We start from the raw sequence: 26606 nt of genomic DNA, 5'->3' as shown, positions 1-26606 counted from the left end.
GGCTTCTCGTCGCTTCTCTCCATCGAGGCCGTGCGCATTTCATGCCATAAGTTGACGCAGATCACAAACGCACGCGCATGCCCTGCGTAAGCAATGGACATCCACGCGGTGCCCTTGTGCAGCCACTCGAACCGGGTGAGTTCTGGCTTAGAACCCGATCGCAACGCCCACGCGTCCGCCGTTCGAGCCGCCTTCGCTAGACCCGGCATAGCCTGCGGACACATACGTTTTGGGTGCGATACGCGCGGTCAGTCCGGCAGCAAAACCTGTCTCCCCGCGATAGGTCGAGACGTTCCCGCTTAAGGAGACGTCGCTATTGGGCACGACCATCATGCCGCCCAGCGCCATCGCGGCGGCGATCCCGCCTTCATGCTGGCGATCGACCTCCACCAGCCGGTCGACCTGAACCTGCAGCGCGGCGATGTCGGCTTCGTGCGCCAGCATCGTGCCCTGGAACGCAAGGTTCATGCGATCGACCGCCGCCGCGCTCGCCGCCGCGCCGCGCCCGAGCGTCCCGCTGGCATCGATCGTCACGACATCGACCGGGCCCACCTGCGCTAGCGTGGAAGCATCGATATCGCCGATCGCGATGCTCGACCCAGCGCCGCCCAGCATTACCTGCTTGTCGCGTGTCGTTGTCGCGTTGGCACCGATCGCAGTGGCGACCGAATGGATCGCCGCCGCCTGGTAACCCACCGCGGTGCTCAGACTGCGGGTAACATTGGCCGAGCGGCCCACGGCGGTCGCCCCCTCCCCGCTGGCGCGCGCGTTGGAGCCCACCGCAGTCGCCGCGATATTGGTGGCCTGCGCGACCTCGCCGATGGCGGTCGCGTTGGTGGCGCTGGCCAGCGTGCCGCGCCCGATCGACATCGAGTTGACCCCCGTCGCCCGCGCACTCGATCCGATGGCCGTGGCGCGAAATACGGTCGCTTCGGTCCGGCGGCCCAGCGCGAGCCCTTCCGCGCCGCTTGCCGATGCCAGGAAGCCGATCGAGGTCGCCTCGGCGCCCGACGCAATCGACCCGATCGCGATCGCGGTCGAGCGCACGCCCGAAGCCTTGCTGTCGACGCCAAGCGCCAGCGCATAGTCCGCCACTGCCTGCGCGCCCGCGCCGTTGCTGTCGGCAAAGGCGTCAATCGGCCTGCTGTCGCCGCCGATCGCGATCCCTCCGACACCCGATGCAGCGCTGGCGCTACCGAGCGCAACGGCGCGTTCAGCCGATGCTGCGGCAGCAAAGCCGGTCGCAAGCGCGTCGTCTCCGCTCGCCGTGCTTTGCGCGCCGACCGAGGTGGCGCGGTTGCCCGTCGCAGTCGAACCCGCGCCGCAGGCAAGATTGTCATCCTCGCCATTCGAATTGGCGCCCTTGTCGGTGTCGACATTGCTGTCGGCATTGCCGTCATTGTTCGTGTCGAGCAGGCAGTCGTCCGCCCGCGCGGGCGAAACCGTTGCCAGATGTACGGGGATTGTAGCGGCCAACGCGCCGACCCAAACCAGACTTCTCATTCCTGCGTACCCCCTGTCGATGGATACGCCACGCGGACCGAGCAGGGTGGTTCGCAGATGTGAACAGTTTAGTGCCGCGCGGCAAAGCTAAACCAAGCATGTTCGCGCCCGCGATCATCCGGCGAAATCTCAGGCGCGGCCCCTGCATGGCAGGTTTTTGCAGGGCCGACAATTCGCGAAGACGCCCTGTGTCAGGCTTGGACCTTGACCCACAGCGTTCGCGCCGCGGCGATGACCTTGCCATCGGCATCGTGGATGACGCTGCCCGAATGGTATTTGCGCCCTTCGCTGTGGATCGGCCAACCGGTCACACGCAGCTTTTCGCCCGCGCGCGGGTGGCGCACGATCCGCGCTGCCATGCCGGCAAGAAGCGCCATCGCGGTGCCGATGCCGGCGCCGAAATAAGACGGGCAATCGAGCGCCGCCCAAAGGTAGCGGGTGGCCACCAGGCCATCGTCGCCTGCAAGATCGCTGGCGGGCACCCAGTGATCGGCCGCGCGCGCATGTTCGGGTTCGAAGCCGCCGCAAATGTGCAGCGCATCGTCCGGGTCGCGCTCGGTACCGCAGACGAAACAGCGCGGCGCCATATGCTCGGACGGCGGCGGGAAACGGACGCGGCAGTCCTCGATCAGCGCATCGGTTGGCGGCGAAGGGATCGGGTCGAGATCGAGCGGCTTGCCCAGCGGCTCTCCTTCGACCAGCATCTTGTCGCCGTCCATAAGCCGTGCGCCCGCTGCGTCACTAACCAGCTCGATCTCCTTGTCGAGCGGTGTGGGTGCATGCAGGCGAACCTTCGCGGGACCACCGATCGCTTCAGCGACGAGACCCGACACGTAGCCGCCATTGGCCATCCCATCGGGGCCGCAAAAGCGACCGCTGATTTCGATGTTCTGTTGGTCCATGCCCCCAACTAACGCGGTTAAAGCACGAATGCACGGATCGCCTGCATCGGAGCCCGCCTTCGCGCGTTGGAAAGGAGACATAGGAGAATAGACATGAAAATCCTGATGGTAATGACCAGCCACGGCGAACTCGGCGACACTGGCGAAAAAACCGGCATCTGGCTCGAAGAATTTGCAGCTCCATATTATGCGATCAAGGATGCGGGCCATGAAGTTGCGCTCGCCAGCCCGAAGGGCGGTCAGCCGCCTATCGACCCGCGATCGGAAGGCGATGACAGCGAGACCGAAGCAACGCGCCGCTTTAGAAACGACCCGGAAGCACAGGCTGCATTCGATTCAACCCGCATTCTCGCAGACATTGATGTCAGCCAATATGATGGCATTTTCTACCCGGGCGGCCACGGACCACTGTGGGATCTCGTCAATGACAGCGATTCCAAGACCATCATAGAAACCGCGCTAGCCAACGATACGCCCGTCGCCCTTGTCTGTCATGCACCCGCGGTGCTCAAGAATGTGGTGTCCGAAGCGGGTGAACCGATTGCCAAGGGCCGCAAGCTGACCGGCTTCACCAATAGCGAAGAGGAAGCCGTCGGCCTCACCGACACCGTTCCCTTCCTGCTGGAAGACGTACTTCGCCAACAGGGCGGAAACTTCAGTTGTTCGGACGACTTTACGCCACACGTGGTGACCGATGGCCTGCTTGTCACCGGTCAGAACCCGCCTTCCAGCGCGCCTACCGCTGAAGCGCTGCTGCGCGTGCTGGCTGAACAGAAAGAGCCTGCCTGAGGCGATAGAAATAATGGAGAGAAAGGCCGTCTTCGTGGCGGCCTTTTTTTCGTCGTAAAGCCCGGATCGATATCCGTGGGCGACCATTTTCAATTCAGCGCAAACCGTGCCCCGCACGGTTCGCAGATAGCAATTTTGGAGAATGGTCGGGGAGAGAGGATTCGAACCTCCGGCCCCTGCCTCCCGAAGACAGTGCTCTACCAGGCTGAGCTACTCCCCGACTGATGCTCGGATACTAAGTCCGTGTGGACCGGGGCAAGGGCGAAGCGCTCCCTAGCCGCGCTACAGCGCACTTGCAAGCACCGACTTACTTGTGGCCGAGCAGGGCCAGCATTTCCTCGGTGCTGATGAACTTCTCGCGCGGCGCGCCGTCGCGGGCCGCCGCTTCCTCCGCCGCCTCGATCTTGCGCCAGTCGGCAAAGTCGGTGGCGTGCACGTCGCGCTCCTCGAGCAAATCGTCGAGCCCTGCTCCGCCGGCCTTGTCGCCGCCCGTGCCCGGGGGCATGGCCGCCTCGATTTCGCCGGCGACTTCATAGCCGTCAGGACGGTTGGTGCCGATCGTGCCTGATGGCCCGCGCCGCGCCCAGCCGACCGCGTAGAGCCCCTCATCGATGCGACCATTCTCGTTGAGATATTTGCCGCCGCGATGGTCGTAAGGAATGCCCTCAATCTGCGGGCTGGAATAGCCGATGCAGCTGACCACAAGCCCCGCGGGCACTTCGTACATGTCGCCCGTACCGCGCGCGCGCCCGGTCTCGTCGATATGCGTGCGCTCGACGATCACGCGCTCGGCCTTGCCATCACCTTCGATCCGCACCGGACGCGCGAAGAAGTCGAAATGTATCGTCTTGGCCTTGGCGGCGCCGTCTTGAGCATAATCACGCAGGATGCCCACCGATTTGGCAAGCCCGCGATCCTCCAGCGCCTCATCCGCATCGGCGGGCGGGAAATCTTGGGGGTCGACCTCGGGCGCGCAGGCATCGAGGTGTCCGAGCTCACCCAGTTCCTTGGGCGTCATCGCGATCTGATGCGGCCCGCGGCGTGCGAGAATGTGAATGTCGGTGATGTCGCTACCCATCAGCGCCTCGAGCGCGTGCGCGACGATATCGGCGCCCTCGAACTCGGAGCGCGTCTTGGACAGGATGCGCGCCACATCGAGCGCCACATTGCCAGCCCCGATCACCACCGCATCACTCGTATCGAACGAGGGATCAAGATCCGCGAAATCGGGATGGCCGTTATACCAGCCGACAAAGGCGGCCGAGCCCATTACGCCCGGCAAATCCTCGCCCGGGATGCCGAGCTTTCGATCGTTGGGCGCGCCCGTCGCCATCACCACGGCATCGTAAAGTTCGCGTAGTTCATCGACCGACACGGCATCGCCGATCGCGACATTGCCGACGAAGCGCACCGTCTCCTGCTCGGCCACCTTGTCGTAGCGCATAGAAACTTTCTTGATCGACTGGTGATCGGGCGCGACGCCAAAGCGAATCAGGCCGTACGGTACGGGCAGCTTGTCGATGATATCGATGCGCGCCTGGTCACCGTAGGCCTTGGCCAGCGCTTCGGCGGTATAAAAGCCCGCCGGTCCCGAACCCACGATCGCAAAATGGCGCATGCACGGTCTCCCCTGTTGGGAGGCGATGCTAGTGGCGATTTTTGTAGAGGGCTAGTCGCGCCGGTCTTCGAGCAGGAGATCGCTTCCCTTGCGTTTGAGCGCTTCGGCGATCGGCCCTGCAAAAAAGGCCAGCATCGGCGGCAATTCGACCTTGAGATGCACATCGGCCTCGCGGACGTCGACCGAGGCCAGCACTTCCTGCCCCAGCGCGCCGATCGTCAGGTGCAGCGTATCGCCGCGCCATTCATGCGCGACATCGGCCACCTGGCCCGGCATCTGGTCCTTGAGGCTGCCGACATTGTCGGCGATACGGCGGCGGGCTTCGTCTTTGCCCAGCTGGTGGGGAAGATCGAGTTCGATTGGTTGGGTCATGTTCATCAGGGTGGGATTAGCATAGGCTCATTGCAACACCCGTTCGTCGAAAGAATATGATGCTTCTCGCCGCTGCGCTCAGCCTGCTTGCCGCCCAGCCCGCCTACGCCGGCCTCCCCGATCCTGCCGCCGACTATATCGAGGCAGGCCAGGATCGCGCCGGTTACGATGCGTGGCTCGCGGCCAATCCGGCGCATCCCGCTTGGGTCGCGCAATATCACGCCTTCCTGTCGGCAGAAGGCGTGGGCGATGTCGTCCCCATCTGGCAGCTGCTGCGCACCGCCAGCCAATGGCGCGACTGCGGCCAGCCCGCCTTTGAAATGCCGCCGCAAGTCTATTGGCCGGCCATGGTCGAGACGCTGCGCTATGTGCGCGACCACGTGAAACCCGTAGTCGGCGAGGTCGAAGCGGTGTCGGTCTATCGCAACCCCTACCTCAACAGCTGTGCCGGCGGATCGGCGCGCTCGGTCCACCGGGGCAACATCGCGCTCGACCTGGTGCCGCGCTACCCATTCGAGCGCTCAGATATGATGAGCCGCCTGTGCACCATGCATGCGCGTTCGGGACGTCAGCATGATGTAGGTCTCGGTGTCTATGTCGGGCTGCGTTTCCATATCGACACGTGGGAATATCGCACGTGGGGCATTTCCGAAGCCGAAGGCGGCGACCAGTGCCGCATCGCGTGGGACCGGCGCGAGGCGGCGCGGGGCAGCCAGCCCAACGACCCCGCCGATTAAGCGCGACCCTTGCCTTAGTGTATGAGGCCCCTACATCAGTGTTGAACACTGATTTAGGGGCTTGTCATGGACCTTGATAAACTCACCGAACGCGCGCGTGGCTTCCTACAGGCAGCACAGACCATCGCGGCGCGCGAGAACCACCAACAGATTACTCCGCCGCACCTTGTGAAGGCGCTGCTCGATGACGAGCAGGGCATGGCGGCCGGGCTCATCAACGCCGCCGGGGGCGATGCCAAGGCGGCCAAGCGCAATATCGATGCACTGGTCGACAAGATCCCGACCGTCACCGGGTCGGGTGCGACGCGCGCGCCCGGTGTTGATGGCGACACGATGCGCCTGCTCGACAAGGCGCAGGAAGTCGCCGAGAAAGCCGGCGACAGCTATGTCACGGTCGAACGGCTGCTGCTCGGCGCACTCCTGTCGAAAGGCGATGTCGGCAAGGCGCTCGAAGATGCCGGGCTGAAGGCGCAGGCGCTCAACAGCGCGATCAACGATCTTCGCGGCGGGCGCACCGCCGACACGCAAAACGCCGAAGATCGTTACGATGCATTGAAGAAATATGCGGTCGACCTCACCGAACGGGCGCGCGAGGGCAAGCTTGATCCGGTCATCGGACGCGACGAAGAAATCCGCCGCACCATCCAGGTGCTGGCACGTCGCACCAAGAACAATCCTGTCCTGATCGGCGAGCCTGGGGTCGGCAAGACCGCCATCGCGGAGGGGCTTGCGCTGCGCATCGCCAATGGCGACGTGCCCGACGGTCTGAAAGATCGCACGCTGATGAGCCTCGACATGGGCGCGCTCATCGCGGGCGCAAAATATCGCGGCGAGTTCGAGGAGCGCCTCAAAGGCGTGATCGACGAGGTGAAGCAGTCGGATGGCCAGATCGTCCTGTTCATCGACGAGCTCCACAACATCGTCGGCGCGGGCAAGAGCGAGGGCGCGATGGATGCGGGCAATTTGCTCAAACCCGCTTTGTCGCGCGGCGAACTGCATGTCATCGGCGCGACGACGCTCGATGAATATAGCAAGCATGTCGAGAAGGACGCCGCGCTCGAACGCCGTTTCCAGCCGGTGATGATCGAGGAGCCCACGGTAGCCGACACCATCTCGATCCTGCGCGGTCTCAAAGAGAAATACGAACTGCATCACGGCGTGCGGATCACCGATCCCGCGATCGTGGCCGCCGCCACCCTGTCCAACCGCTACGTCACCGACCGCTTCCTGCCCGACAAGGCCATCGACCTCATGGACGAAGCCGCGAGCCGGCTGCGTATGGAAGTCGAATCCAAGCCCGAGGAAATCGAGAATCTCGACCGCCAGATCATCCAGCTGAAGATCGAACGCGAGGCGCTCAAGAAGGAAACCGACCAGGGCTCGAAGGATCGGCTCGAAAAGCTCGAGAAAAACCTCGCCGAGCTCGAACAGCAGTCGGCCGAACTGACCCAGCGCTGGCGCGCCGAAAAGGAAAAGATCGACGCCGAGGGCGACCTCAAGGCATCGCTCGACCAGGCACGCATCGAGCTCGAGCAAGCGCAGCGCGAAGGCGATCTCGCGAAGGCGGGCGAGCTGCAATATGGCCGCATTCCCGAACTCGAGAAAAAGCTCGAGGCCGCCACGACCGAAACCGAAGGCGCGATGCTGCGCGAAGAAGTCACCGAAGAGGACATTGCCGCGGTCGTCGCCCGCGCCACCGGCATCCCCATCGAAAAGATGATGGAGGGCGAGCGCGAAAAGCTGCTCCAGATGGAAAAACTGATCGGCAAGCGCGTCATCGGGCAGGAAGAAGCGATCAACGCGGTCGCCAAGGCCGTACGCCGCAGCCGCGCCGGCCTGCAGGATCCGGGCCGCCCGTTGGGCTCCTTCCTGTTCCTCGGCCCCACCGGCGTCGGTAAAACCGAACTGACCAAGGCGCTCGCCGAATTCCTGTTTGACGATTCGGACGCGATGGTGCGCATCGACATGAGCGAGTTCATGGAAAAGCACTCGGTCGCCCGCCTCGTCGGCGCGCCTCCGGGCTATGTCGGCTATGACGAGGGCGGCGTCCTCACCGAAGCGGTGCGCCGGCGCCCCTACCAGGTCGTGCTGTTCGACGAGGTCGAAAAAGCGCATAACGACGTCTTCAATATCCTGTTGCAGGTGCTCGATGATGGCCGCCTGACCGACGGTCAGGGCCGCACGGTCGACTTCACCAACACGATCATCATCCTCACTTCGAACCTCGGCAGCCAATATCTGGCGAGCCAGGACGAGGATGCCGATCCCAAGCTCGTCGAAGACCAGGTGATGGAAACGGTGCGCGGGCATTTCCGTCCCGAATTCCTCAACCGGCTCGACGAGATCGTGCTGTTCCACCGCCTCAGCCAGGCGCACATGGCGCCCATCGTCGATATCCAGGTCCGCCGCCTGCAGCGTCTGCTCGACGACAAGAAAATCACCGTCGAGCTTACCGACGGCGCGCGCGAATGGCTCGGCCGTGTCGGCTATGATCCGGTCTACGGCGCGCGTCCCTTGAAGCGCGCGGTCCAGAAATACCTGCAGGATCCGCTCGCCGACGAGATCCTTGCGGGCAATATTCGCGACGGGATGACGGTGAAGGTGGACGAGGGCGACGGCCAGCTGGTGCTAACCCCGGCCTAACGCCTCGCGCAGCGGCGCGAGCTGCTGTTCGTAATTGTGCCAGCGCCCCGACGAGCGCCGGTAAAGCGGCTCGCGCACCTGCCAGCTCGAAGCGGTGCGCACCACGCCCGTCACCGCATGCGGTCTGAGGCAGGCGTCCTCGAAGGGCAGATCGAGGAAGTCCAGCAGGCGCCGGATCTGCGGCTTGGGATCGGCGACCAGCGCGTCGTAGCTGAAGTCGAGAATGTCATCGCCATAGAGCCCGCGCCAATGGTCCATCAGCCGCTCATAATGACGATACCAGTGCGCGATGCTCTCCAGCCGCTGCGCGTAGCGCATCGAGGGGTGGAGATGCGCGAAATAGATGCTGAGCCCGTTGTCCATTGGATCGCGGACCGTGTGGACGATCTTCGCGCTCGGAAAGAGTCGCTTGATCAGCCCGATATGCAGGAAATTGTCCGGTCGCTTGTCGGTCAGCCCGGCGAGCGGGAACTTCTGCCGACGAACGCCCGCCAAGTAGGCCTCGCGTAGCTCAGCATGTCGCAACGCATCCAGACCGGCAGCGGCCTTCGGATAAGGCTGGAGATGATCGCCGATCAGCGCCGGCAAATGCTCGAGCTCGCCGCCCGCCGTCACCGCCGAATGCGCCGCCAGGATGCGCTCTGCCAAGGTCGAACCCGATCGAAACATGCCAAGGATGAAGATTGGCGCCGTTTCGCTTGGCGGTGCCGGATCGCCCCGGTCGCCGAAGGTCTCGATCAGCCCGTCAATCTCTTTTTCCACGGCTCTCTCGTCATAGGGACCCTTGGCCATTTCGATTGTCGCCGCATTGCCCGCGGCATAGGCCTCCCACGCGGCGTCATACTCTTCCAGCGCGTCCAAGACCTTGCCCAAGGTGAAATTGAGATCGGCGCGTCCGATCGCGGGAACCGAGGGATGCGCCGCCATCTGGCGCATGCCCGCGATCATCGGATCGTCGACGCTCTTGAACGTCGTGACCTCGGCCAGTCGCATCAGCGCCATGGCGTCCTGCGGATCGGCCGCGCGCGCTTTGGCATAGGCGCGCCGGGCTTCCTCGCGCGCACCGCGATCCTCGTTCAGGTTGCCAAGGTTGAGCCACGCCGAGGCATAGTTCGGGTTGAGCGCGATCGCCTTTTCCAATTCGGCCGCCGCCTGTTCGGGATCGCCCAGCGCTTCGGCGTGAATCACGGCGCGGTTGAGCCAGACTTCCTCGGGACGCTCCACATTGCGCTTCAACGCTTCGGCATAGGCCTCCAGCGCCTCCTCGTAGCGCCGCGCCCGCTTCAACAGCAGCCCGAGATCATACCAGTCATCGGGCCGGTCGGGATCCGCGGCGAGCAAAGTGCGCAAGGTCGCAATACGGGTATCCGGCGTGTCGCTCATCGCGCCGGACAATGGCGGCGCACGCGGCAAATGGAAAGCGCCGCATTTCCCTGCTAGGCCCGACAAGCGATGGGCGACCTTCTCGATCGGCTCGAGGCCGAAAGCATCTTTATCCTGCGCGAGGCGGTGGCCGAGGCCGCCCGCCCGGTAATGCTCTATTCGCTGGGCAAGGATTCGGCGGTCATGCTGCACCTTGCCCGCAAGGCATTTCTGACGCTGCCCTTCCCGCTGCTTCACGTCGACACGACGTGGAAATTCAAGGCGATGTACGAAGCCCGCGATAATCTGGCAGCCGAACCCGATGTCGACCTCATCGTGCACAAGAATGCAGACGCCGAGCGCGAAGGCATCAATCCGTTCGACCATGGCGCGCGGCATACCGAGTTGTGGAAAACCGAGGGGCTGCGCCAGGCCCTCGCCAAGCATGGCTTCGACGTCGCCTTCGGGGGCGCTCGCCGCGACGAGGAGAAATCGCGCGCCAAGGAACGCATCGTTTCGGTCCGCGATGCCGCTGGCAATTGGAACCCGCGGCGCCAGCGCCCCGAACCTTGGAACCTGTTCAATTTTTGCGCGCCGCACGGCGAGACCTTCCGCGTTTTCCCGCTAAGCCATTGGACAGAAAAGGATATCTGGTCCTACATCAAGCGCGAAAATATTGAGATATCGCCGCTCTATTTCGCCGCCAATCGCGCCGTGATCGAGCGCGGCGGCCAGCTTATCATGGTCGATGACGACAGGTTGCCGGACGGTGGCAAGGCGCAGACGCGCAAGGTCCGTTTCCGCACACTCGGCTGCTATCCGCTCACCGGTGCCATCGAGAGCGACGCCGACACGCTGGAGAAGATCCTCGCCGAACTGCACGCCACCGACCGCGACGAACGCGCGGGCCGGCTGATCGACCGCGAGGGCGGTGACCATGCGCTGGAAGCCAAGAAACGCGAGGGCTATTTTTAGATGGATGTCCTGTCGGTCCTGACCTGCGGCAGCGTCGACGATGGCAAGTCCACCTTGCTCGGGCACCTGTTCGCGCTGCATGGCGTGGGCGCGGATGGCGATGATTTCGCCAACGCCTTCGATGGCCTTGAAGCCGAGCGCGAGCAGGGCATAACCATCGACATCGCGCACCGCCAGCTCGATCTCGATGGTCGCCGCATCCGATTCCTCGATGCACCCGGGCATGAGCAATATGTTCGCAACATGGTGTCGGGCGCCGCCAACGCCGACGTCGCATTGCTGATCGTCGATGCGACCCAGGGCGTGAGCGACCAGACTCGGCGCCATGCGCGGTTGACGCGTCTGGCGGGCGTACGAACCTTCGCACTCGTCGTGACCAAGATGGACGCGGTCGACTTTGCGCGCGACGTCTTCGAGAAAGTCGTGGCCGACTTTGCTGCCTTCGCAGCGACTGCGGATATTTTGCGCTGGACCGCTCTACCCGTCTCGGGGCTTTCGGGGGCAAACGTCATCGAACCCGCCAGCCTTACCTGGTTCGATGGCCCAACCCTTACAGAGTGGCTCAAATGCGCGGAAATCGAACAATCGTCGCAGCCCCACGCTCCCGTACAGCTCGTCCAAAAGGATGCCGAAGGCAAGCGCTGGTTACTCGGCCCCTTCGCCTTCGAGAAGGGGCAGACCGTGCTCATCCAGCCTGCGGCAAAGGAGGCCGTGATTGCGCAAGTCGGCACCGGCAGGGTCTGCCTTGACCGGGACATCGACTGTGGGCGGGGCGACGTTCTTGGCCCTCCGGACGCACCGCTCGAAACCGCTGACCAGGTTGAGGCGCTGATCGCGTGGCTGGGCGACGATCCGCTGGTTCCCGGCCGCCGCTATGCCCTCAAGCTGGGCAGCGCCACGATCGGCGCACGCGTCCGCGCGCCGCGATACGTGGTGGCGCTATCCGACGGCACGCAAGTGCCCGCTGAAACGCTCGACACCAACGATATCGGTCTGGCGGAAATCCAGCTTGCCGGCCCACTCGCGTACGCGACGGGCGACGAGGCGCTCGCCCGCTTCATCCTGATCGACGAAAATAGCGGCGGCACCGTGGCGGCAGGCCGCATCGAGCGACCGCTGACACGCAACGTCGAGCGCCAACCGCTTATCGTGGACCGGTCCCGGCGCGCTGACCTGATGGGACAGAAGCCGGCCATCATTTGGCTCACCGGCCTGTCGGGTGCGGGCAAATCGACCATCGCCAACCTGGTCGAGGAAGAGCTGGCGCGGCTCGGCAAGCACAGCTTCCTCCTCGATGGCGACAACTTGCGGCTCGGGCTCAACAAGGACCTGTCCTTCTCCGAGGCCGATCGCATCGAGAATATCCGCCGCATCGGCGAAGTCGCCAAGCTGATGGCGGACGCGGGACTGATCGTGCTGACCGCTTTCATCAGCCCGTTCCGCGACGACCGTATCCGTGCGCGCCGGGCCGCCGGGGACCATCTTTTCTACGAAGTTCATGTCGACACCCCGCTCGATGTTGCCGAAGCGCGCGATGCCAAGGGTCTTTATGCCAAGGCCCGCGCCGGGGAAATCGCCGACTTCACCGGCATCTCGAGCCCCTATGAGCCACCCGAGGAGCCCGACCTCGTCCTGCCCGCAGCCGAACATAGTGCCGAGGCGTGCGCCGCCATGGTGGTGGCCCGGTTAAAGGCGGACGGACTGCTCTAAACCCTCTTCACGCCGCGCCCGCCATGCGCCATGGAGGCGCGCATGAGCAAGGACGCATGGAACATCTTCTGGCAGCACGGTCTTGGCGACGGCGCCTGCCTGCCTGGCGCGGTCGACGCCAATACGCGGCTGCAGCAATACTGGACGACTTTCGCGGGTAATTTCGACGCGCCATCGCACGTCGTCGACCTCGCCTGCGGCGGCGGGATCGTGGCGCGGCGTATGGCCGAAGCGAACGACCAGATCAGCGTGACGGGCGTCGACTTTGCCGACGTTCCCAGCACCGAGCAAGAACGTGTCGAGCTCAAGTCGGGCGTCGATATGGCAAAGATGCCCTTCGAACACGCCAGCCTCGACGGCGCCGTCAGCCAGTTCGGCATCGAATATGGCGATCCCGCCAAGGTCGGTCCCGAACTCGCCCGCGTTCTTCGCCCCGGCGCGCCGTTCGCGTTCATCGTCCACCACGGCGAAAGCGCGGTGGTTGCCAACAATGCCGCGCGCGCCAAAGTGCTGGACGCGGTCACTGCGGACAATGTGCGCGAAGCCTATGTCGCTGGCGAGAAGCAGGCGCTCGCCAAGGCCATGTTCGACATTCGCCTCCATGCCGAGCGCAAGGACGTAGTCGACGAGGTCGCGCGCGGGCTTGGCCAATCAATGGTGAATGCGACGGGCGACCGCGCCGAAGCATGGGATGAATTCGAGCGCTTGGCGAAAGGCGAACGCGCGATCCTGGGCGCGCTGCATAAGGCTGCCGTGGACAAGCCTGAAGAATGGCTCGACCGGTTAGGCACGGCCTTCAAGGCCGAGGGAATATCAGTGTTTCGCGACTCACGCGATGCGCCGATCGCCTGGTCGATATTCGGGCGCCGCGCCTAGCGCTGACTTAATTGCAGGCCCCGCTTGCCGCATTGCCCGCGCAGGGCTTGCGTTGGACACGGTCGAGCGTGTCTTGCGTATCCTTTTCCATCAGGTCCCATTCCGCCTGCGTCTTACAGATTTGCCGCGCGCGCAAACGGGTGCCAGTCGGCGGCGGAAACTTCTTGCAGACCATCGCGTTGCGATCGCTCTGCCCGGCTTCTGCCTGCATGCGCTCGGCAGCAGCGGCTGCCGCAGCTTCTTCTTCAGGTCCTGATGCGGCGATCGTCGCGAGGGCGGTCAAGGGGATGACGACGTAGAGCGCGAGTTGCTGCAACATGGCGGGCTACCGCTGGTAAGGCTTACGCTGGACGCGATCGACCGTGTCGTAAGCTTCCTTCTCCATCATTTCCCATTCGGCCTTGGACTTGCAAATCTGGCGCTTGCGCGCCGCGCGCGTCCCCGTGGGCGGATCGAACTTCTTGCAGACCATGACGTTACGGTCATCGGCGCCCGCTTCGGCCTGCTGCTTTTCGGCAGCTGCAGCTGCAGCTGCTTCTTCCTCTGGCCCTGCGGCCGCGATCATCAGCGGCGCTGCCACGATGCAGGCGATCAGTTTGATATGCTTCATCACTCGTCTCCCTCTTGGCGACGCCGATTTACGCGCCGCCGGTCGGCCTCTTGTCACAGCGCGGGACCGACCGAAATAGCCGCGGTAAAATACTGTATTCCCGCCATGGCGTCCAGCGTATCGCAATGCCGTTGGCAGAATAGCACCACCGCGCTTTACTTGCCGCCACACGGACGACACTGTTGCATTCAATATGGCATCGGCTGAAGACAGACTGAACGACGCACTACGCCGCGATGACGAGGCCGCTGTCGCCGACCTGTTAGTACAGGCAATCGACGCCCCGCCGGCACGTCTACAACCATGGGTCGATGCAGCACGCAGTATCGACAGGAGCGATCTTGGGGCCAAGCTCCTCGAGGCCAGCGGGCCCGATGCGCAGCGCCGGTTTGCGGCGCTTCAACTTTGGTCCGAGACAGGGCGTGCCGTTGCACCTGAAATGGCTACGCTGCTCGAAGACGCGCCCGCCGATGATCCGCGACGCTTGCAACTGGCGGGTGCGCTGGAACTCGAAGGCGACGCGGAGGCGGCGATCGCCATGATGGCAGAATGCATCGAACAGGCGCCTGGCTGGCTCGCCGGCCATCAGGCCCTGGCGCAGCTTCGCTGGACCCAAGGAGACGACGCCCCGCTCGCCAGCTTCGATGCAGCGGTCGGGAAGCAGCAACAGAACGAAGCATTGCACGCGGCCTGGCTCGGCACGGTCAAGGCAATGGAAGCGCATGACCGGCTTCCCGCGGACATCGGCGTGGCCATGAAGCGGTTTCCCCAATCGGGTCTCATCGCGATGGTCGCCGCCGATGGCTATAGCGAGCTTGGCATGCCGCAGGAGGCCGACGCCCTGTTCGGCGCGCTGGCCAAAGTCGACAACCCTGATTTCGATGCAACGCGGGCACGCCATGCGATGCGCTATGGCCGACCCGATCTCGCAGCGCGCTTTGCTGCACCCGGGGCAACACGCCACAATCATGGCGAATGCTGGGCCTGGCTTGGCGCCGCCTTGCGCGCCACCGACGACCCCCGCTCCGAGTGGTTTCACCGCGGTACCAGCCTGTTTGCCGAACAGTCCATCGATCTGACCGAAGCGGATCGCACCGAATTGGCCGCGCACCTCGCAAACTTGCATAGGGGTTCGGCTCCGCCGCTGGGTCAGAGTCCGCGCGGCGGCACGCAAACCATGGGTCCGCTGCTCAAGCGCCGCGAAGCGCCGATTATCGGATTGCGCGCTGCGATCCGCAGCGCCGTGCGCGACTTTATCGGGGCACTATCGCCGCCCGAACAGGGCCACCCCTTCCTGTCGCGCCCACGCGACTCCTTTCGCTTCGAGGGAAGCTGGTCGATCCGCCTGCGACCACAAGGGCATCACGTCGCGCATATCCACAGCCATGGCTGGATCAGCTCGGCGCTCTATGTCGACCTGCCGCAAGAGATTGCGGGGAATGCGGATCGGAAAGGCTGGCTGCAAATTGGTGCGCCGCCGAGCTGGGTCAAGGACGCGTCGGAGCCGATCACCTATATCGAACCCGCGCCGCTTAAGCTCGCGCTGTTCCCGTCGATTTTCTGGCACGGCACCATGCCGTTCGATGCCGGCGAGCGACTGACCGTCGCATTCGACGTCGTCCCGCGCTGAGGCGGGTCTGCCACAAAACTGTCAGTACGTTCGAGGTGAGCGCCGTTAGCGCATAAGAAAAGGGCGGAGCCGCAAGGCCCCGCCCTCTCTTTCTTCGAACGTCCGCTTAGAAGCTAAGCGAAGCGTTGATGAAGATGTAACGGCCAACCGGGTCGTAGGTACCGGCCCAGGTGTTGGCGTTGTCGGTACCGAAGGCCGAGGTGATGATCGGCGGATCGGTATCGAGGATGTTGTTCACACCGACGCGGAAGCCGAACTCGTCGGTAACGTCGAAGTTAACGCTGGCATCGAAGAAGCTGTAAGCATCGATGTTCACGTCCGACACGCCGTCGCCCGAGAACTGGCGATCCGGATCGTCGATGAACGTGTCGTTCTCGACTTCACCGATATAGCGCCAGCGGAACGAGAGGCCGACACCGCTGTCGAAGTTGTAGGCCGCACGCAGCGTGTGGCGCCATTCCGGCGTCGGGAAGCCACAGAACGAACCGTGGTAGCCAACGCAATCGGTGATGCCGTCGCCGCCTTCAGCAGCCACGCCGACGTCGGTGTAGCTTTCCAGCAAGTACGTGCCGGTCAGGTCGAGGTTCATACGACCCGGGCCAACGCTACGGTTGTAGCTGAGGCCGATGTCCACACCTTCGGTTCCGAGACCACCGATGTTCTGCTGCGTCGCCACGATGAAGCCCTGCTGACCAGCCCAGAGGCTGCCCGAGGCAGGCGAACGCGTGACGAGCGAACAGAAGTCGGGGTTAGCCGTAGTCGCACACTGACGAAGGATCGTTTCCGGAGCGATATTGGTAATCGCACCTTCGACGTCGATCTGGAAGTAGTCGACCGTGGCAACGAAGCCCGGCACGAAGTCGCCGCCCTGGAGCACGACACCAACCGTGTAGGTATCGGCCGTTTCCGGATCGACGTTCGGGTTACCACCGTAGATGGCGTTGTACTGGTCGGCCGGCGAAAGCGCGATCGAACCATACTGCGCCGCGGTCACACCGGTGTTCTGACACTGAGCCAGCGTGAATTCCGGCGTTGCGCCACCGCAGGGATCGGTACCCGACCACAGACCAAGCGACTGCGGGGTGAACAGCTCGAGGATGTTCGCCGCACGAACCGCGCGGTTGTAACCACCACGGATCTTCAGCTCGGGGACCGGCGCCAGTTCGGCAGCGATCTTGTAAGTGTCGGTTTCCGCACCCGTCGAGTAGCTCGAGAAGCGATAACCGGCTTCGATCGAGAAGCGGTCAACGACGCCGTCGACGATGATCGGGAGCAGAAGCTCGGCGAAGATGTCTTGGACTTCGAAGCTACCTTCGACCGACGGCGATGCGCCGCCCTGACCGGTGAGGTCACCCGTTTCGAACACGACGTCCGAGTCGAGGTTGAGCAGTTCGGTACGGTGTTCCGCACCGATAACCGCCGTGACCGGCTCGATCGGCGAGATGTTGAAGAGTTCGCCGGTGAGATAACCGGTAACCACGAATTCTTCGGTTTCGCCAGTCTGCACGCCCGGGATCGACACATAGTTCAGTGCGCCCTGGGTGATGCCGTTACGCGGATCGTTGACGAGGCCCGAACCCTGGAACGGGTTGTAGGGCACACAGCCATTGGCGCGAGCCGTCGGATCGGCGCAGACCACCTGACCGTCGACTTCAATTGCCTGGACTGCCTGACGCAGACGCGAGGCCGAGAAGTCGTTGGTGTAGGCGTTCTTGTAGATGGTCGTACCGAACTGGGCACTCACATCGTAGCTGAAGCGATCCGTGATGTCGCCGCGGACACCACCAACGGCGCGGTAGCCGGTGTGACGGAGGTCAGCGTTACGCTCACCACCTTCGACGTTACGCTTACCGAAGTAGAGCGGAACGACGCCGTCGGCATCGGGGTCACCGCGATCGGCGTTGCCGTCGATCAGGCCGCAGAGCGTTGCCGCCTGCGCGTCGTTGAGCAGCGCGCTGCGCGTTTCAACTTCGGGCGTTGCCGGGTTGTCACCGCAGACGATCGGATACGGTTCGAAGAAGAACGTGCCCGATTCGGCGATACGACCGTTCGAACGGTCATCCATGAACATGAATTCGGCGTAGGCTTCGACGTTTTCCGAAATTTCGTAGTTCGCGAAGGCACCAGCCGTCCAACGCGTGTTGTCGCGCTGGAAGAAGTTCACCGGAGCATAGTTGTACGGAACGAACGCACCCGAGAAGTCGTCCGAACCGTCACCGACGAGCGAACCGAACAGGTCGAAGGCCGGATCCGAGATGGTGGTGTTGATGGCGTTCGACGAACCACCGCAACGCCATGCACCCGAGCTCAGGCGCTGCGTGGCGCAAGCCGAGTGATCGCGCGCACCCTGGAGGATGGGCTCGATGTCACGATAGCCGACATAGGCAACAACGTTACCGCGGCCGTCATCGAAACCGGCACCGATCGACAGCTGAGCATCGAAGGTGGCGCCGTCAACGACGTTGCCATCGGGAATGTCGAAGCCGCGTGCGTCAAGCATGTCGCGGATCGTCGGACGCGGACCATCGGGATCGAGGACCGTGTCGTTGTCGTTGTTGTGCTGGTAGACACCGTAGGTCACGTCCAGCTGCACACCTTCAAAGTCGGTGTCCATGATGAAGTTGACAACGCCGGCCACAGCGTCGGCACCGTAGGTCGACGATGCACCGCCGGTCAGAACTTCGACACGCTCGACGAGCGCGGCCGGGATCTGGTTAAGGTCGGCCACGGGAAGGAACGGGTCACCCGGCTGGAGGCGACGGCCGTTGACCAGGACCAGGGTCCGGGCGGTGCCGAGGCCACGCAGGTTGACGGTTGCCGTACCAGTCGCACCGTTCGAAACGAACGCGGTCTGGCCAGGCGTCACCTGCGGCAGCGAGTTGACGAGATCTTCAAGGCGGGTCGTACCAACGGCCGCGATCGCTTCGTTGCTAACCACGGTAACCGGGCTAGCGCTCTCCACGTTCGGACGCGCAATACGCGTACCCGTGACGATGATGTCGCCCTGGGTTTCTTGGCCCAGTGCGCCAACTTCAGGATCGGTACCTTCGACCGGACCCGAAGCGTCATCCATGTCCTGATCCTGCGCAAATGCAGGAGCGGTAAATGCCATCGAGGCAATTACCGTACTCGCAAGCAGCGAGTTCTTGCTAAACTTCTTCATTATGTTCCCCTTCGTATATGCGCCCCGAAGCGCATGAAGCATCACATACCGGAAACCCATTCCGGCATCGGGCCACGTCTAAGAGAAACAGCATGACCGACGCAATGCTAGTGACGCCCTGCGAAGATATTCGTGACGAACCTGTGACTTTTCGACCACAACGTCATTTTTCGCCAAATTTTCGCCCAATTCCGGCGTTTTCGCACCTACGCCGCCAATTGCACTTGCTGCACCGCCCACGCTTGACGATAGTTTGACGCCAAACCGACCTGCCAAGAGGAGACGGTCATCGTGATTCGTACCATTGTTCCCATCGCCATACTGGCGATTCCCGGCGCTGCCATCGCCCAGGATGCCGCGCCCACCGAAGTCCAGCGCGTCGTCGCCTGCCGGACCATTGCGGGGGATGCCGAACGACTGGCCTGTTTCGACCGTGAAGCCGCCGCGCTCGACGCCGCGATCGAGACCGACGAAGTGGTCGTGGTCAGCAAGGAACAGGCCGAGGCCGCGCAGCGCGAACTGTTCGGCTTCTCCACGCCCAACTTTGCCGGTCTGCTCGGGGACGACGACAAGCTTAACGAGGTCGAGTTCACGATCAGCCGCGCCCAATTCGACGCCTACGACAAGCTGCTGGTGGAATCCGAGGATGGTTCGGTGTGGGTGCAGATCGACGATCGCCGGGTGGGCTCCACGCCCAAGTCCGGGACCAAGGTCACCGTTTCGAAGGGGACGCTGGGAAGTTACGACCTGAAGATCGAAGGCCGCCGATCGTTCAAGGCGCGGCGCCTTCGCTAGGCGCTATTGGCTGATGGATCGCTGCGCGGCTGCCAGGCTTGCCGCCGCATCGGCGTAAGCTTCCTGCCGGAGCACCGACCAGTAGCGGAGTTCGGCAAGTGGAATCTCGACGCCGGTGACGGCGCAGCGCACATGATCGCCCGACGACAGGAGCCGGAAGGTCCCGTCGAGATAATGCACCCGTGCTTCGCGGCCGCGGCCACCCATCAACATCTACGCGTCTCCATCTGCGCCGGGATCGTCGAACAGTCCCGGCTGACCCGGCTTCACGTAGGGAGACCTGCGCTTCTTCGCAACCGGTCGCTTGGTCGGCGTGCCCCCGTCGGGCGTCGCGCCGACCTCGCCGTCGGCAAAATGTAGGACGAGCCTTGGCTGCGCCTTGGCAGCGTGCGCGCTGGTTACGACCTCGCCCGCAGCGCCGTTGACACGGGCATAGCCTTTCTTGAGCGGCCGATCCGGGTGCGCGAGCATCGCCAGTCGCCACAGCCCCGCAAGCTTTTCATCGGCAGCATCGACCCGCGCCTTTAGCAGCCGCGGTTGCAGCCTTCCCGACACCGCCGATAAGTCTGCGCGCGCGCTGCTGGCCCGTGCCGCCAGCGCGCCTTTCAGGCGTTCGCCCAGATCGTCGAGCCGCTGCGAACGCTGGTCGACCAAGGTCGACAGGGTCGGCAGCCGCGCCGCGACCAGTCCCAGTTTTTCGCCCGCGCGGGTCAGTAGTCGCAAGAGGCCGCGCGACCCGCGTAGCGCCAGTTCGCTGACATAGGCCGCCAGTTCGCGGCGTACCGGCACCGCCATTTCGGCAGCGGCCGTAGGAGTCGGTGCGCGCCGATCCGACACGTAATCGATAAGCGTGGTGTCGGTCTCGTGCCCGACCGCGCTGATCAGGGGGATCGTGCAGTCGGCGGCGGCGCGCACGACGTCTTCCTCGTTGAAGGCCCAAAGGTCCTCGATCGAACCACCGCCGCGCGCCACGATAAGAAGGTCGGGCCGCGGCAGCGCGCCGCCGGCTTGCATCGCCGAAATGCCGCGAATGGCCGCTGCCACCGCGGGTGCCGCCGCCTCACCTTGCACCGGCACCGGCCACACCAGTACCCGCGTCGGAAAGCGATCGGCCAGGCGGTGCAAAATGTCGCGGATTACCGCGCCGGTCGGCGACGTCACGACGGCAATCGTGCGCGGAAGGTAGGGAAGCTCGCGCTTGCGCTCTGGCGCGAACAGGCCTTCCGCCGCAAGCTTGGCCTTGCGTTTCTCGAGCAGCGCCATCAGCGCGCCCTCGCCCGCCAGTTCGAGGCTCGACACGCTGACCTGGTACTTGGAGCGACCTGGGTAGGTCGTGAGCTTGCCGGTGGCGATCACTTCGGCGCCGTCTTCGGGCGCAAAGGCGAGCCGTCCGGCCTGCCCGCGCCATAGCACCGCATCGAGGTTCGCTGCTTCGTCCTTCAGCGTGAAATAACAATGGCCCGAGACGGCGCGTTTCCACCCCGAAATCTCGCCCCTGATCCGCACGTGGCTGAAGCTGCCTTCGACCGTTCGCTTGAGCGCCTGCGAAATTTCGCTGACCGTGAGCGGCGCGTCGTTGTCGCCGGCCTGATCCTTCGCTACCAAGCCAGCCGCATCATCATCACGGGCATCAAAAGGCGAACCAGCAGTCATGAATATCCTTCTTATCGGGTCGGGCGGACGCGAAGATGCGCTGTGCTGGCGGCTTTCGCAATCACCCTCTTGCGAAAGACTGGTTGCCGCCCCGGGCAACCCGGGCATGGCTCGATGGGCGCACGCACTGCGTCAGGTCGACGCCAATGACAATGACGCCATCGTCGCGCTCGCCAAAGACATCGAGGCAGACCTGGTCGTGATCGGCCCCGAAGCCCCGTTGTGCAATGGCGTTGCCGACGCTCTCGACGAAGCCGGAATTGCCTGTTTCGGCCCCAGTGCCAAGGCGGCGCAGCTCGAAGGCTCAAAGGGCTTCACCAAGGACCTGTGCGCCCGCCACGATATCCCGACCGCTGCCTATGTCCGCACCGAGAAAGCCGATGAAGCCCTCGCGGCGCTCGACAAGTTCGGCTGCCCCGTCGTCATCAAGGCGGACGGGCTTGCCGCTGGCAAGGGCGTCACCGTTGCGACCAGCCGCGACGAAGCCGAGGCCGCGATCGAGGCGGCCGGCGAAGGCCCGCTGGTCATCGAGGAATTTCTATCGGGCGAAGAAGCCAGCCTGTTCGCGCTGGTCGACGGCAGGAGCACCCGTTTCCTCGCCTCGGCGCAGGATCACAAACAGGTCGGCGAAGGCGATACCGGCCCCAACACCGGCGGCATGGGCGCCTATTCGCCCGCACCCGTCCTCGACGATGATCTGGCCCGGCGGGCGATGGAGGAGGTCGTCCAGCGAACCGCCGACGCCATGGCCGATGAAGGTATGCCGTTTCGCGGCATTTTATATGCCGGCCTGATGCTGACCGAGGACGGCCCCAAGCTCATCGAATATAATGTTCGCTTCGGCGATCCCGAATGCGAAGCGATCATGCCGCGCATCGCTGATGATTTCGCCGCCATGCTGCATGCCGTGGCGACCGGCGACCTCGCCGACATGCCCGATCCCACGCTCGAGGACGCGCATACGATGACCGTCATCATTGCTGCCGAGGGCTATCCCGGGACGCCCAAAAAAGGCGGTAAGATCACCGGGCTCGAAGACGCCGAAGCCGACGGGGCGATCGTCTTCCAGGCGGGCACCGTGCTCGACGGCGAAACACTCCGCGCCTCGGGCGGCCGCGTCCTTGCCGTCACCGCAGCGGGCGAAGACCTGCAGCAAGCCCGCGACGCGACCTATGCCGCGCTCGACAAGATCGATTTCGCAGACGGCTTCCATCGGAGCGATATCGGGTGGCGAGAGTTACAACGTCGGTCATGACACGCCTTGCTCCCCGCACCCTTTTCTTTGCCGGTTTCGCGTTCGTCCTGGCGCTTGCCGCGCTGTGGCATGGCCCGCTCGGCAACGGCGCGGCGCGCTACGTCGCCTACACCGAAAGCATCGGCAATCAGGCGCTGGTCAACTGGGAAATGGATGGGCAGGTCGCCGTGATGACGGCGCGCGATCCGGTAGAACGCCGGCTCTGGCTGGCCGGGACCGCGGACGATTTCCAACGCGAACAGTTGGTGCTGATCCTCGACCAGGTCCCCTCGATCGGCGATGTGAACTGGTGGAGCGAGGAAGGCGGCACGGTGCGCGGGGAACCGATGCTGCCGATGATCGTCGAAATCGAACTAGCCGCGCTGGCAGCCTATGCACTGGGCATCATGCTGGCCTATCTCCATGCGCTGCGGCGTCACGCGCGGCGCAACGACTATATTTGAGGAAACCATGCAAGAACTGATCTCGCTGTACTGGCCCGTCATCCTGGCCGCGCTCGTCATCGGGCTGATCGTCGGCTATCTCGCCTTTCGACCCAAGCAGCGTATCTCGCTGTCGGACGACACGCCCAAGCGCCCGCACATGCAATCGAAGAGCGCGGATGGCGGCGAAGGCAACACCATCGTCGACGCGGCTGCGGCAGGGACGGCCGACATTGCCGGGCAACTGCTCGATGCGGACGTGCACGAGAACCTGCCGGGCGCCAACGGCGATCCCGACGATCTTACTGCTTTGAAAGGCGTCGGCCCCAAGCTGGCTTCGACGCTCAGCAGTATGGGCCTCACCACCTACGACCAGATTTCCAAACTGAGCGACACGCAGCTCGAAGCGATCGATGAGAAACTTGGCGCCTTTTCCGGACGTCTCAAGCGCGACCGGGTCGTCGAGCAGGCAGCCTATCTCGCCCGCGGCAACACCGCCGGCTACGAGGCCAAGTTCGGCAAGCTTTAGGTCTTGCGGACGCGGCGGCGCTTCTTGAGCGGCCGCGAGGCGATCAGCTTGTCGATGCGCCGCCCGTCCATATCGAGCACTTCGAACACCCACCCGCCATGCTGGAAGCGTTCGCCTTCTGAGGGAAGGCGGCGCAGCACCGACAGGGCGAATCCTGCCGCCGTGCCATAGTCCCGGTCGGCCGGAAGATCGAAGCCCAGTTGTTCGGCCAGCCGGTCCGCCGGCGCGGTGCCCGATACCGACCAGCTGCCATCTTCGCGCTCGCGCAGCGGCTCGGGATCCTCGTCGTCATGCGCGAATTGGCCCGCCAGCGCGGTGAGGATCGACCCCGGCGTCACGATACCGTCGAGATGGCCATATTCGTCGTGGACCAGCGCCAGCGGCACATCGGCAGCGCGCAGCGTCCCGAGCGCGTCCATGGCGTCCATCAGATCGGGAATGATCGGCGCGGGCTGAGCGAGCGCCGTAAGATTGATTTCGCGACCTTCGAGCAGTTCGACCAGGAGGGTACGCGACGAGACAACCCCGATGATATCGTCGACCGAACCGTTCGCAACGGGCAGGCGACTGTGCGGGCTGTCGCTCACCGCCTCGCGAATGTCTTCAATGCTGGCGGCGAGGTCGATCCAGTCGATTTCGGTACGCGGCGTCATGATTTCCCGCACCGGCCGGTCGGCAAGCCGCACCACGCCGGAAATGAATTCGCGCTCCGACTCCTCGAGCACACCCGAAGTCTGCGCTTCGGCAACGACGAGGTGCAATTCCTCGGCGGTCACGATCTTCTCGCTCTCGCGCTTGATCCCGACGATCGTGAAGATGAGCGCGCTCGTCCTGTCGAGCAGCCAGACCAACGGCGCGGTCAGGCGCGACAATATGTACATCGGCCGCGCCACGGTCGCCGCGATCGGTTCAGGCGTGCGCAGCGCGAACTGCTTGGGCACCAGTTCGCCGATGACGAGGCTCGCATAAGTCGTCAACACGATGACGCCGCCATAACCGAAGGCCTGCGCCGTCTCTTCGGCAAAGCCCATCGACGCAAGCCAGGCGCTGGCAGGTTCGCCCAGCCGCGCGCCTGACAGCGCGCCTGCAAGGATGCCGATCAACGTGATGCCGATCTGGACGGTCGAAAGAAAACGCCCCGGCTGCGCGGCCAGTTCGAGCGCGGTCGCCGCGCCTTTGGACCCTTCCTTGGCCATGGTCTTGAGCCGCGCCTCGCGCGCGGAGACGATGGCCAGCTCGCTCATCGACAGAATGCCGTTGAGCAGGATGAGCAAGAAGATGCCGAGGACGTCGAGCGTTGGGAAGGAGGCGGTCATGCCCGCCCTCTCTAGCGCCGGTTGCGACGTTACGACAAGCACGCACGGTGAATTGCCTGAACGATACGGCCACGAATCGTTCATGCACGGAACTGTTCAAGAGCCCTGCTGTTGATGCGTCGACAGAATTTTGCATCACGGGAGAAACAGGATGCTGACGAAGAAGATTACCCTTGCCGTTGCAGCGAGCGCGCTTGCGCTTGGCGGCTGCGTAACCAACCCCAATACAGGAGAGAAGGAATTCCAGTGGCGGACCGCCGCGGGCGCCGCTGCAGGCGCACTGGGCGGCTACCTGCTGGGCGACCTTATCGGTGGCCGCAACGATCGTACCGCCAAGATCATCGGTGCCGGCATCGGTGCTGTCGCGGGCGGTGCGGTAGGCCAGTATATGGACCGCCAGCAGCGCGAGCTCGAAAAAGCCACCGAAGGCACGGGCGTCGAGGTTGTCCGCCAGGGCGACGACCTGCTGCTGCGCATGCCGTCGGGCATTACCTTCGACACCGATTCGTCGACGGTAAAGCCGCAGTTCCAGCAAACGCTCAACCAGGTTGCGCAGACGCTGCGCGAATATAACCAGACCTATATCGACGTGCTCGGCCATACCGACAGCACCGGTAGCGATAGCTACAACCAGGCGCTGTCCGAGCGGCGCGCCGCGTCGGTCGCAAACTATCTGAGCCGCCAGGGTGTCGAGCAGGCGCGCATGGCCACTTATGGCTATGGCGAAACGCAGCTCATCTACAACCCGGACGACACGCCGGCCAAGCGCGAAGCCAACCGCCGCGTCGAAATCCGCGTCGTTCCTGTGACCCAGGATGACGTCCAGGATGCCGGATACGGTTACTGATCGCCTAATCCTGACCGATCAGTCTGAGGAAGGGCGCTGCAGCGATGCGGCGCCCTTTTTTCATGCCCTGCGCGCGGCAAAAAATTCCTTGAGCAATGCTGCGGATTCCGCCTCCCCGATACCGCTCATGACATCGGGACGATGATGGCAGGTGGGCTGGCTGAAGAAGCGCGGGCCGTGGAGAACCGCACCGCCCTTTGGATCCTCGGCCGCAAAGACGAGCTTGTCGATCCGCGCCAGTGCGATCGCCCCGGCGCACATCGCACAAGGCTCGAGCGTGACCCACAATTGATGACCATCGAGCCGCGACGTGCCAAGGGCAGCGCCCGCAGCGCGCAGCGCCGCCACTTCCGCGTGGGCGGTCGGATCGTTGCCGGTGCGCATGGAGTTGCAGGCTTCGGCGACGATGGTCCCATGCGCGTCCGTGACGACCGCGCCGACCGGCACCTCGCCTGCCGCAGCCGCTTCGGCGGCAAGGGCAAGTGCCCGGCGCATCGGATCTGGCAGGGGAAAGGTCATGCGCGCGGCGCTAGCGCGGCGCGCGGCAATGCTCAAGCTGCGCGATCAGGGGCCGTTCCGCGTCTCGTTGGCAGCGGGCTGTGTAGAAGAGGGGTCGTTTTCGGAGGCCATGCCGCTATCGAGTTCAAACCGATCCTGCGCATTCTCGTTCGCCTGCACAGCAGGTTCCTCGTCATCCAGCTTTCCGCTCCAGACGAGCAGACCGATTCCGATAGCGACAATGGCAAGAGCGACGATCAGCACCCGCACTTGTTCCTCCTTCGTTTGCCGAACCAATCCATCAACGTGACCCCTCTGGGTCGCGTTCCCGACATAAAGGGTGCGAAACGAACCCGCTAGCGCCGAATCGGTTGACGCGCTGGCCCATGAACGGTAACGGG

General features: G+C 64.0%; 25 protein-coding genes and 1 tRNA gene. 12 read left to right on the top strand and 14 right to left on the bottom strand.

From position 1 onward, the window contains the following. Window positions 1–147: 147 nt before the first annotated feature. A complete protein-coding gene (locus tag NUX07_RS02485; protein ID WP_265528569.1) occupies window positions 148–1503 on the bottom strand; it encodes a hypothetical protein in 1356 nt (451 codons plus the stop codon). A gap of 191 nt (window positions 1504–1694) precedes the next feature. Then, entirely contained in the window at window positions 1695–2405 is a 711-nt protein-coding gene (locus NUX07_RS02480; RefSeq protein ID WP_265528567.1) for a hotdog family protein, read from the bottom strand. Window positions 2406–2498: 93 nt separating this feature from the next. Between NUX07_RS02480 and NUX07_RS02475 the strand changes: the two genes are divergently transcribed. Continuing rightward, entirely contained in the window at window positions 2499–3194 is a 696-nt protein-coding gene (locus tag NUX07_RS02475; RefSeq protein ID WP_265528566.1) for a type 1 glutamine amidotransferase domain-containing protein, read from the top strand. A 143-nt stretch (window positions 3195–3337) separates the two neighbouring features. Here the strand turns inward: NUX07_RS02475 and NUX07_RS02470 are convergent. The 3 genes from NUX07_RS02470 to NUX07_RS02460 all read right to left on the bottom strand — a co-directional run bounded on the left by NUX07_RS02470 (window position 3338) and on the right by NUX07_RS02460 (window position 5184). Beyond that, window positions 3338–3414: transfer RNA gene (locus tag NUX07_RS02470), tRNA-Pro, on the bottom strand. A gap of 87 nt (window positions 3415–3501) precedes the next feature. Continuing rightward, window positions 3502–4812, bottom strand: a complete 1311-nt coding sequence (locus NUX07_RS02465; RefSeq protein WP_265528565.1) for an FAD-dependent oxidoreductase — start codon at window positions 4810–4812, stop codon at window positions 3502–3504. Window positions 4813–4863: 51 nt separating this feature from the next. Then, complete coding sequence (locus NUX07_RS02460; RefSeq protein WP_265528564.1) at window positions 4864–5184, bottom strand: polyhydroxyalkanoic acid system family protein; 321 nt, start codon at window positions 5182–5184, stop codon at window positions 4864–4866. Window positions 5185–5240: 56 nt separating this feature from the next. Between NUX07_RS02460 and NUX07_RS02455 the strand changes: the two genes are divergently transcribed. Continuing rightward, a complete protein-coding gene (locus tag NUX07_RS02455; RefSeq protein WP_265528562.1) occupies window positions 5241–5921 on the top strand; it encodes a hypothetical protein in 681 nt (226 codons plus the stop codon). Between the two features lie 66 nt (window positions 5922–5987). After that, the gene (gene clpB / locus NUX07_RS02450; protein ID WP_265528561.1) at window positions 5988–8564 is read left to right on the top strand and encodes an ATP-dependent chaperone ClpB; all 2577 of its coding nucleotides are present in this window, start codon (window positions 5988–5990) and stop codon (window positions 8562–8564) included. Here clpB and NUX07_RS02445 read toward each other — a convergent pair. Then, window positions 8550–9947, bottom strand: coding sequence for a sulfotransferase family protein (locus NUX07_RS02445; RefSeq protein WP_265528560.1), 1398 nt, complete (start codon window positions 9945–9947; stop codon window positions 8550–8552). The two genes, clpB and NUX07_RS02445, sit on opposite strands and share 15 nt — an antisense overlap. Before the next feature lie 69 nt (window positions 9948–10016). Here NUX07_RS02445 and cysD point away from each other — a divergent pair, with 69 nt between their 5' ends. From cysD to NUX07_RS02430, 3 genes are read left to right on the top strand one after another with little or no spacing between them, the layout of a single operon-like run. After that, window positions 10017–10901, top strand: coding sequence for a sulfate adenylyltransferase subunit CysD (gene cysD, locus NUX07_RS02440; RefSeq protein WP_265528558.1), 885 nt, complete (start codon window positions 10017–10019; stop codon window positions 10899–10901). Further along, window positions 10902–12611 carry an adenylyl-sulfate kinase gene (gene cysC, locus NUX07_RS02435; RefSeq protein WP_265528556.1) on the top strand — a complete coding sequence of 570 codons (1710 nt, stop codon included), beginning with the start codon at window positions 10902–10904 and terminating at the stop codon, window positions 12609–12611. A gap of 42 nt (window positions 12612–12653) precedes the next feature. After that, window positions 12654–13487, top strand: coding sequence for a class I SAM-dependent methyltransferase (locus NUX07_RS02430; RefSeq protein ID WP_265528555.1), 834 nt, complete (start codon window positions 12654–12656; stop codon window positions 13485–13487). Between the two features lie 7 nt (window positions 13488–13494). Here the strand turns inward: NUX07_RS02430 and NUX07_RS02425 are convergent, their stop codons facing one another. Beyond that, on the bottom strand, window positions 13495–13806 hold the full coding sequence (locus tag NUX07_RS02425; protein ID WP_265528554.1) for a hypothetical protein: 312 nt from the start codon (window positions 13804–13806) through the stop codon (window positions 13495–13497). A 6-nt stretch (window positions 13807–13812) separates the two neighbouring features. Continuing rightward, a complete protein-coding gene (locus tag NUX07_RS02420) occupies window positions 13813–14097 on the bottom strand; it encodes a hypothetical protein (protein WP_265528552.1) in 285 nt (94 codons plus the stop codon). A 193-nt stretch (window positions 14098–14290) separates the two neighbouring features. On the opposite strand from NUX07_RS02420, the gene NUX07_RS02415 reads away from it, so the two are divergent. After that, window positions 14291–15727 carry a putative 2OG-Fe(II) oxygenase gene (locus NUX07_RS02415; protein ID WP_265528550.1) on the top strand — a complete coding sequence of 479 codons (1437 nt, stop codon included), beginning with the start codon at window positions 14291–14293 and terminating at the stop codon, window positions 15725–15727. 106 nt (window positions 15728–15833) lie between these two features. On the opposite strand, the gene NUX07_RS02410 is transcribed toward NUX07_RS02415, so the two are convergent. Next, window positions 15834–18890 (bottom strand): TonB-dependent receptor domain-containing protein, encoded by a 3057-nt coding sequence (locus NUX07_RS02410; protein WP_265528549.1) that lies wholly within the window; start codon window positions 18888–18890, stop codon window positions 15834–15836. Between the two features lie 291 nt (window positions 18891–19181). On the opposite strand from NUX07_RS02410, the gene NUX07_RS02405 reads away from it, so the two are divergent. Further along, window positions 19182–19685 (top strand): hypothetical protein, encoded by a 504-nt coding sequence (locus tag NUX07_RS02405; RefSeq protein WP_265528547.1) that lies wholly within the window; start codon window positions 19182–19184, stop codon window positions 19683–19685. 3 nt (window positions 19686–19688) lie between these two features. Here NUX07_RS02405 and NUX07_RS02400 read toward each other — a convergent pair whose 3' ends face one another. Then, on the bottom strand, window positions 19689–19898 hold the full coding sequence (locus tag NUX07_RS02400; protein WP_265528545.1) for a DUF2093 domain-containing protein: 210 nt from the start codon (window positions 19896–19898) through the stop codon (window positions 19689–19691). Beyond that, window positions 19899–21338 (bottom strand): exodeoxyribonuclease VII large subunit, encoded by a 1440-nt coding sequence (xseA, locus tag NUX07_RS02395; RefSeq protein ID WP_265528544.1) that lies wholly within the window; start codon window positions 21336–21338, stop codon window positions 19899–19901. Between xseA and purD the strand changes: the two genes are divergently transcribed. The 3 genes from purD to NUX07_RS02380 are packed head-to-tail and all read left to right on the top strand — an operon-like array spanning window position 21337 to window position 23544. Beyond that, window positions 21337–22593, top strand: coding sequence for a phosphoribosylamine--glycine ligase (purD, locus tag NUX07_RS02390; RefSeq protein WP_265528543.1), 1257 nt, complete (start codon window positions 21337–21339; stop codon window positions 22591–22593). The two genes, xseA and purD, sit on opposite strands and share 2 nt — an antisense overlap. Then, the gene (locus NUX07_RS02385; RefSeq protein WP_265528541.1) at window positions 22590–23036 is read left to right on the top strand and encodes a hypothetical protein; all 447 of its coding nucleotides are present in this window, start codon (window positions 22590–22592) and stop codon (window positions 23034–23036) included. The genes purD and NUX07_RS02385 overlap by 4 nt, the downstream gene beginning before the upstream one ends. A gap of 7 nt (window positions 23037–23043) precedes the next feature. Continuing rightward, window positions 23044–23544 carry a hypothetical protein gene (locus tag NUX07_RS02380; RefSeq protein WP_265528539.1) on the top strand — a complete coding sequence of 167 codons (501 nt, stop codon included), beginning with the start codon at window positions 23044–23046 and terminating at the stop codon, window positions 23542–23544. Here the strand turns inward: NUX07_RS02380 and NUX07_RS02375 are convergent. Continuing rightward, a complete protein-coding gene (locus NUX07_RS02375) occupies window positions 23541–24860 on the bottom strand; it encodes a hemolysin family protein (protein ID WP_265528538.1) in 1320 nt (439 codons plus the stop codon). The two genes, NUX07_RS02380 and NUX07_RS02375, sit on opposite strands and share 4 nt — an antisense overlap. Before the next feature lie 151 nt (window positions 24861–25011). On the opposite strand from NUX07_RS02375, the gene NUX07_RS02370 reads away from it, so the two are divergent. Beyond that, window positions 25012–25707: an OmpA family protein gene (locus NUX07_RS02370; protein WP_265528537.1), complete on the top strand. Its 696-nt coding sequence runs from the start codon at window positions 25012–25014 to the stop codon at window positions 25705–25707. Window positions 25708–25767: 60 nt separating this feature from the next. On the opposite strand, the gene NUX07_RS02365 is transcribed toward NUX07_RS02370, so the two are convergent. After that, on the bottom strand, window positions 25768–26226 hold the full coding sequence (locus NUX07_RS02365) for a nucleoside deaminase (RefSeq protein ID WP_265528535.1): 459 nt from the start codon (window positions 26224–26226) through the stop codon (window positions 25768–25770). A 45-nt stretch (window positions 26227–26271) separates the two neighbouring features. Then, window positions 26272–26475 carry a hypothetical protein gene (locus NUX07_RS02360; RefSeq protein ID WP_265528534.1) on the bottom strand — a complete coding sequence of 68 codons (204 nt, stop codon included), beginning with the start codon at window positions 26473–26475 and terminating at the stop codon, window positions 26272–26274. Window positions 26476–26606 lie beyond the last annotated feature (131 nt).

The sequence above is a fragment of the Sphingomicrobium marinum genome, assembly GCF_026157105.1.
Taxonomy (GTDB): Bacteria; Pseudomonadota; Alphaproteobacteria; order Sphingomonadales; family Sphingomonadaceae; genus Sphingomicrobium; species Sphingomicrobium marinum.
This window is presented reverse-complemented; position numbering and strand designations above follow the sequence as displayed.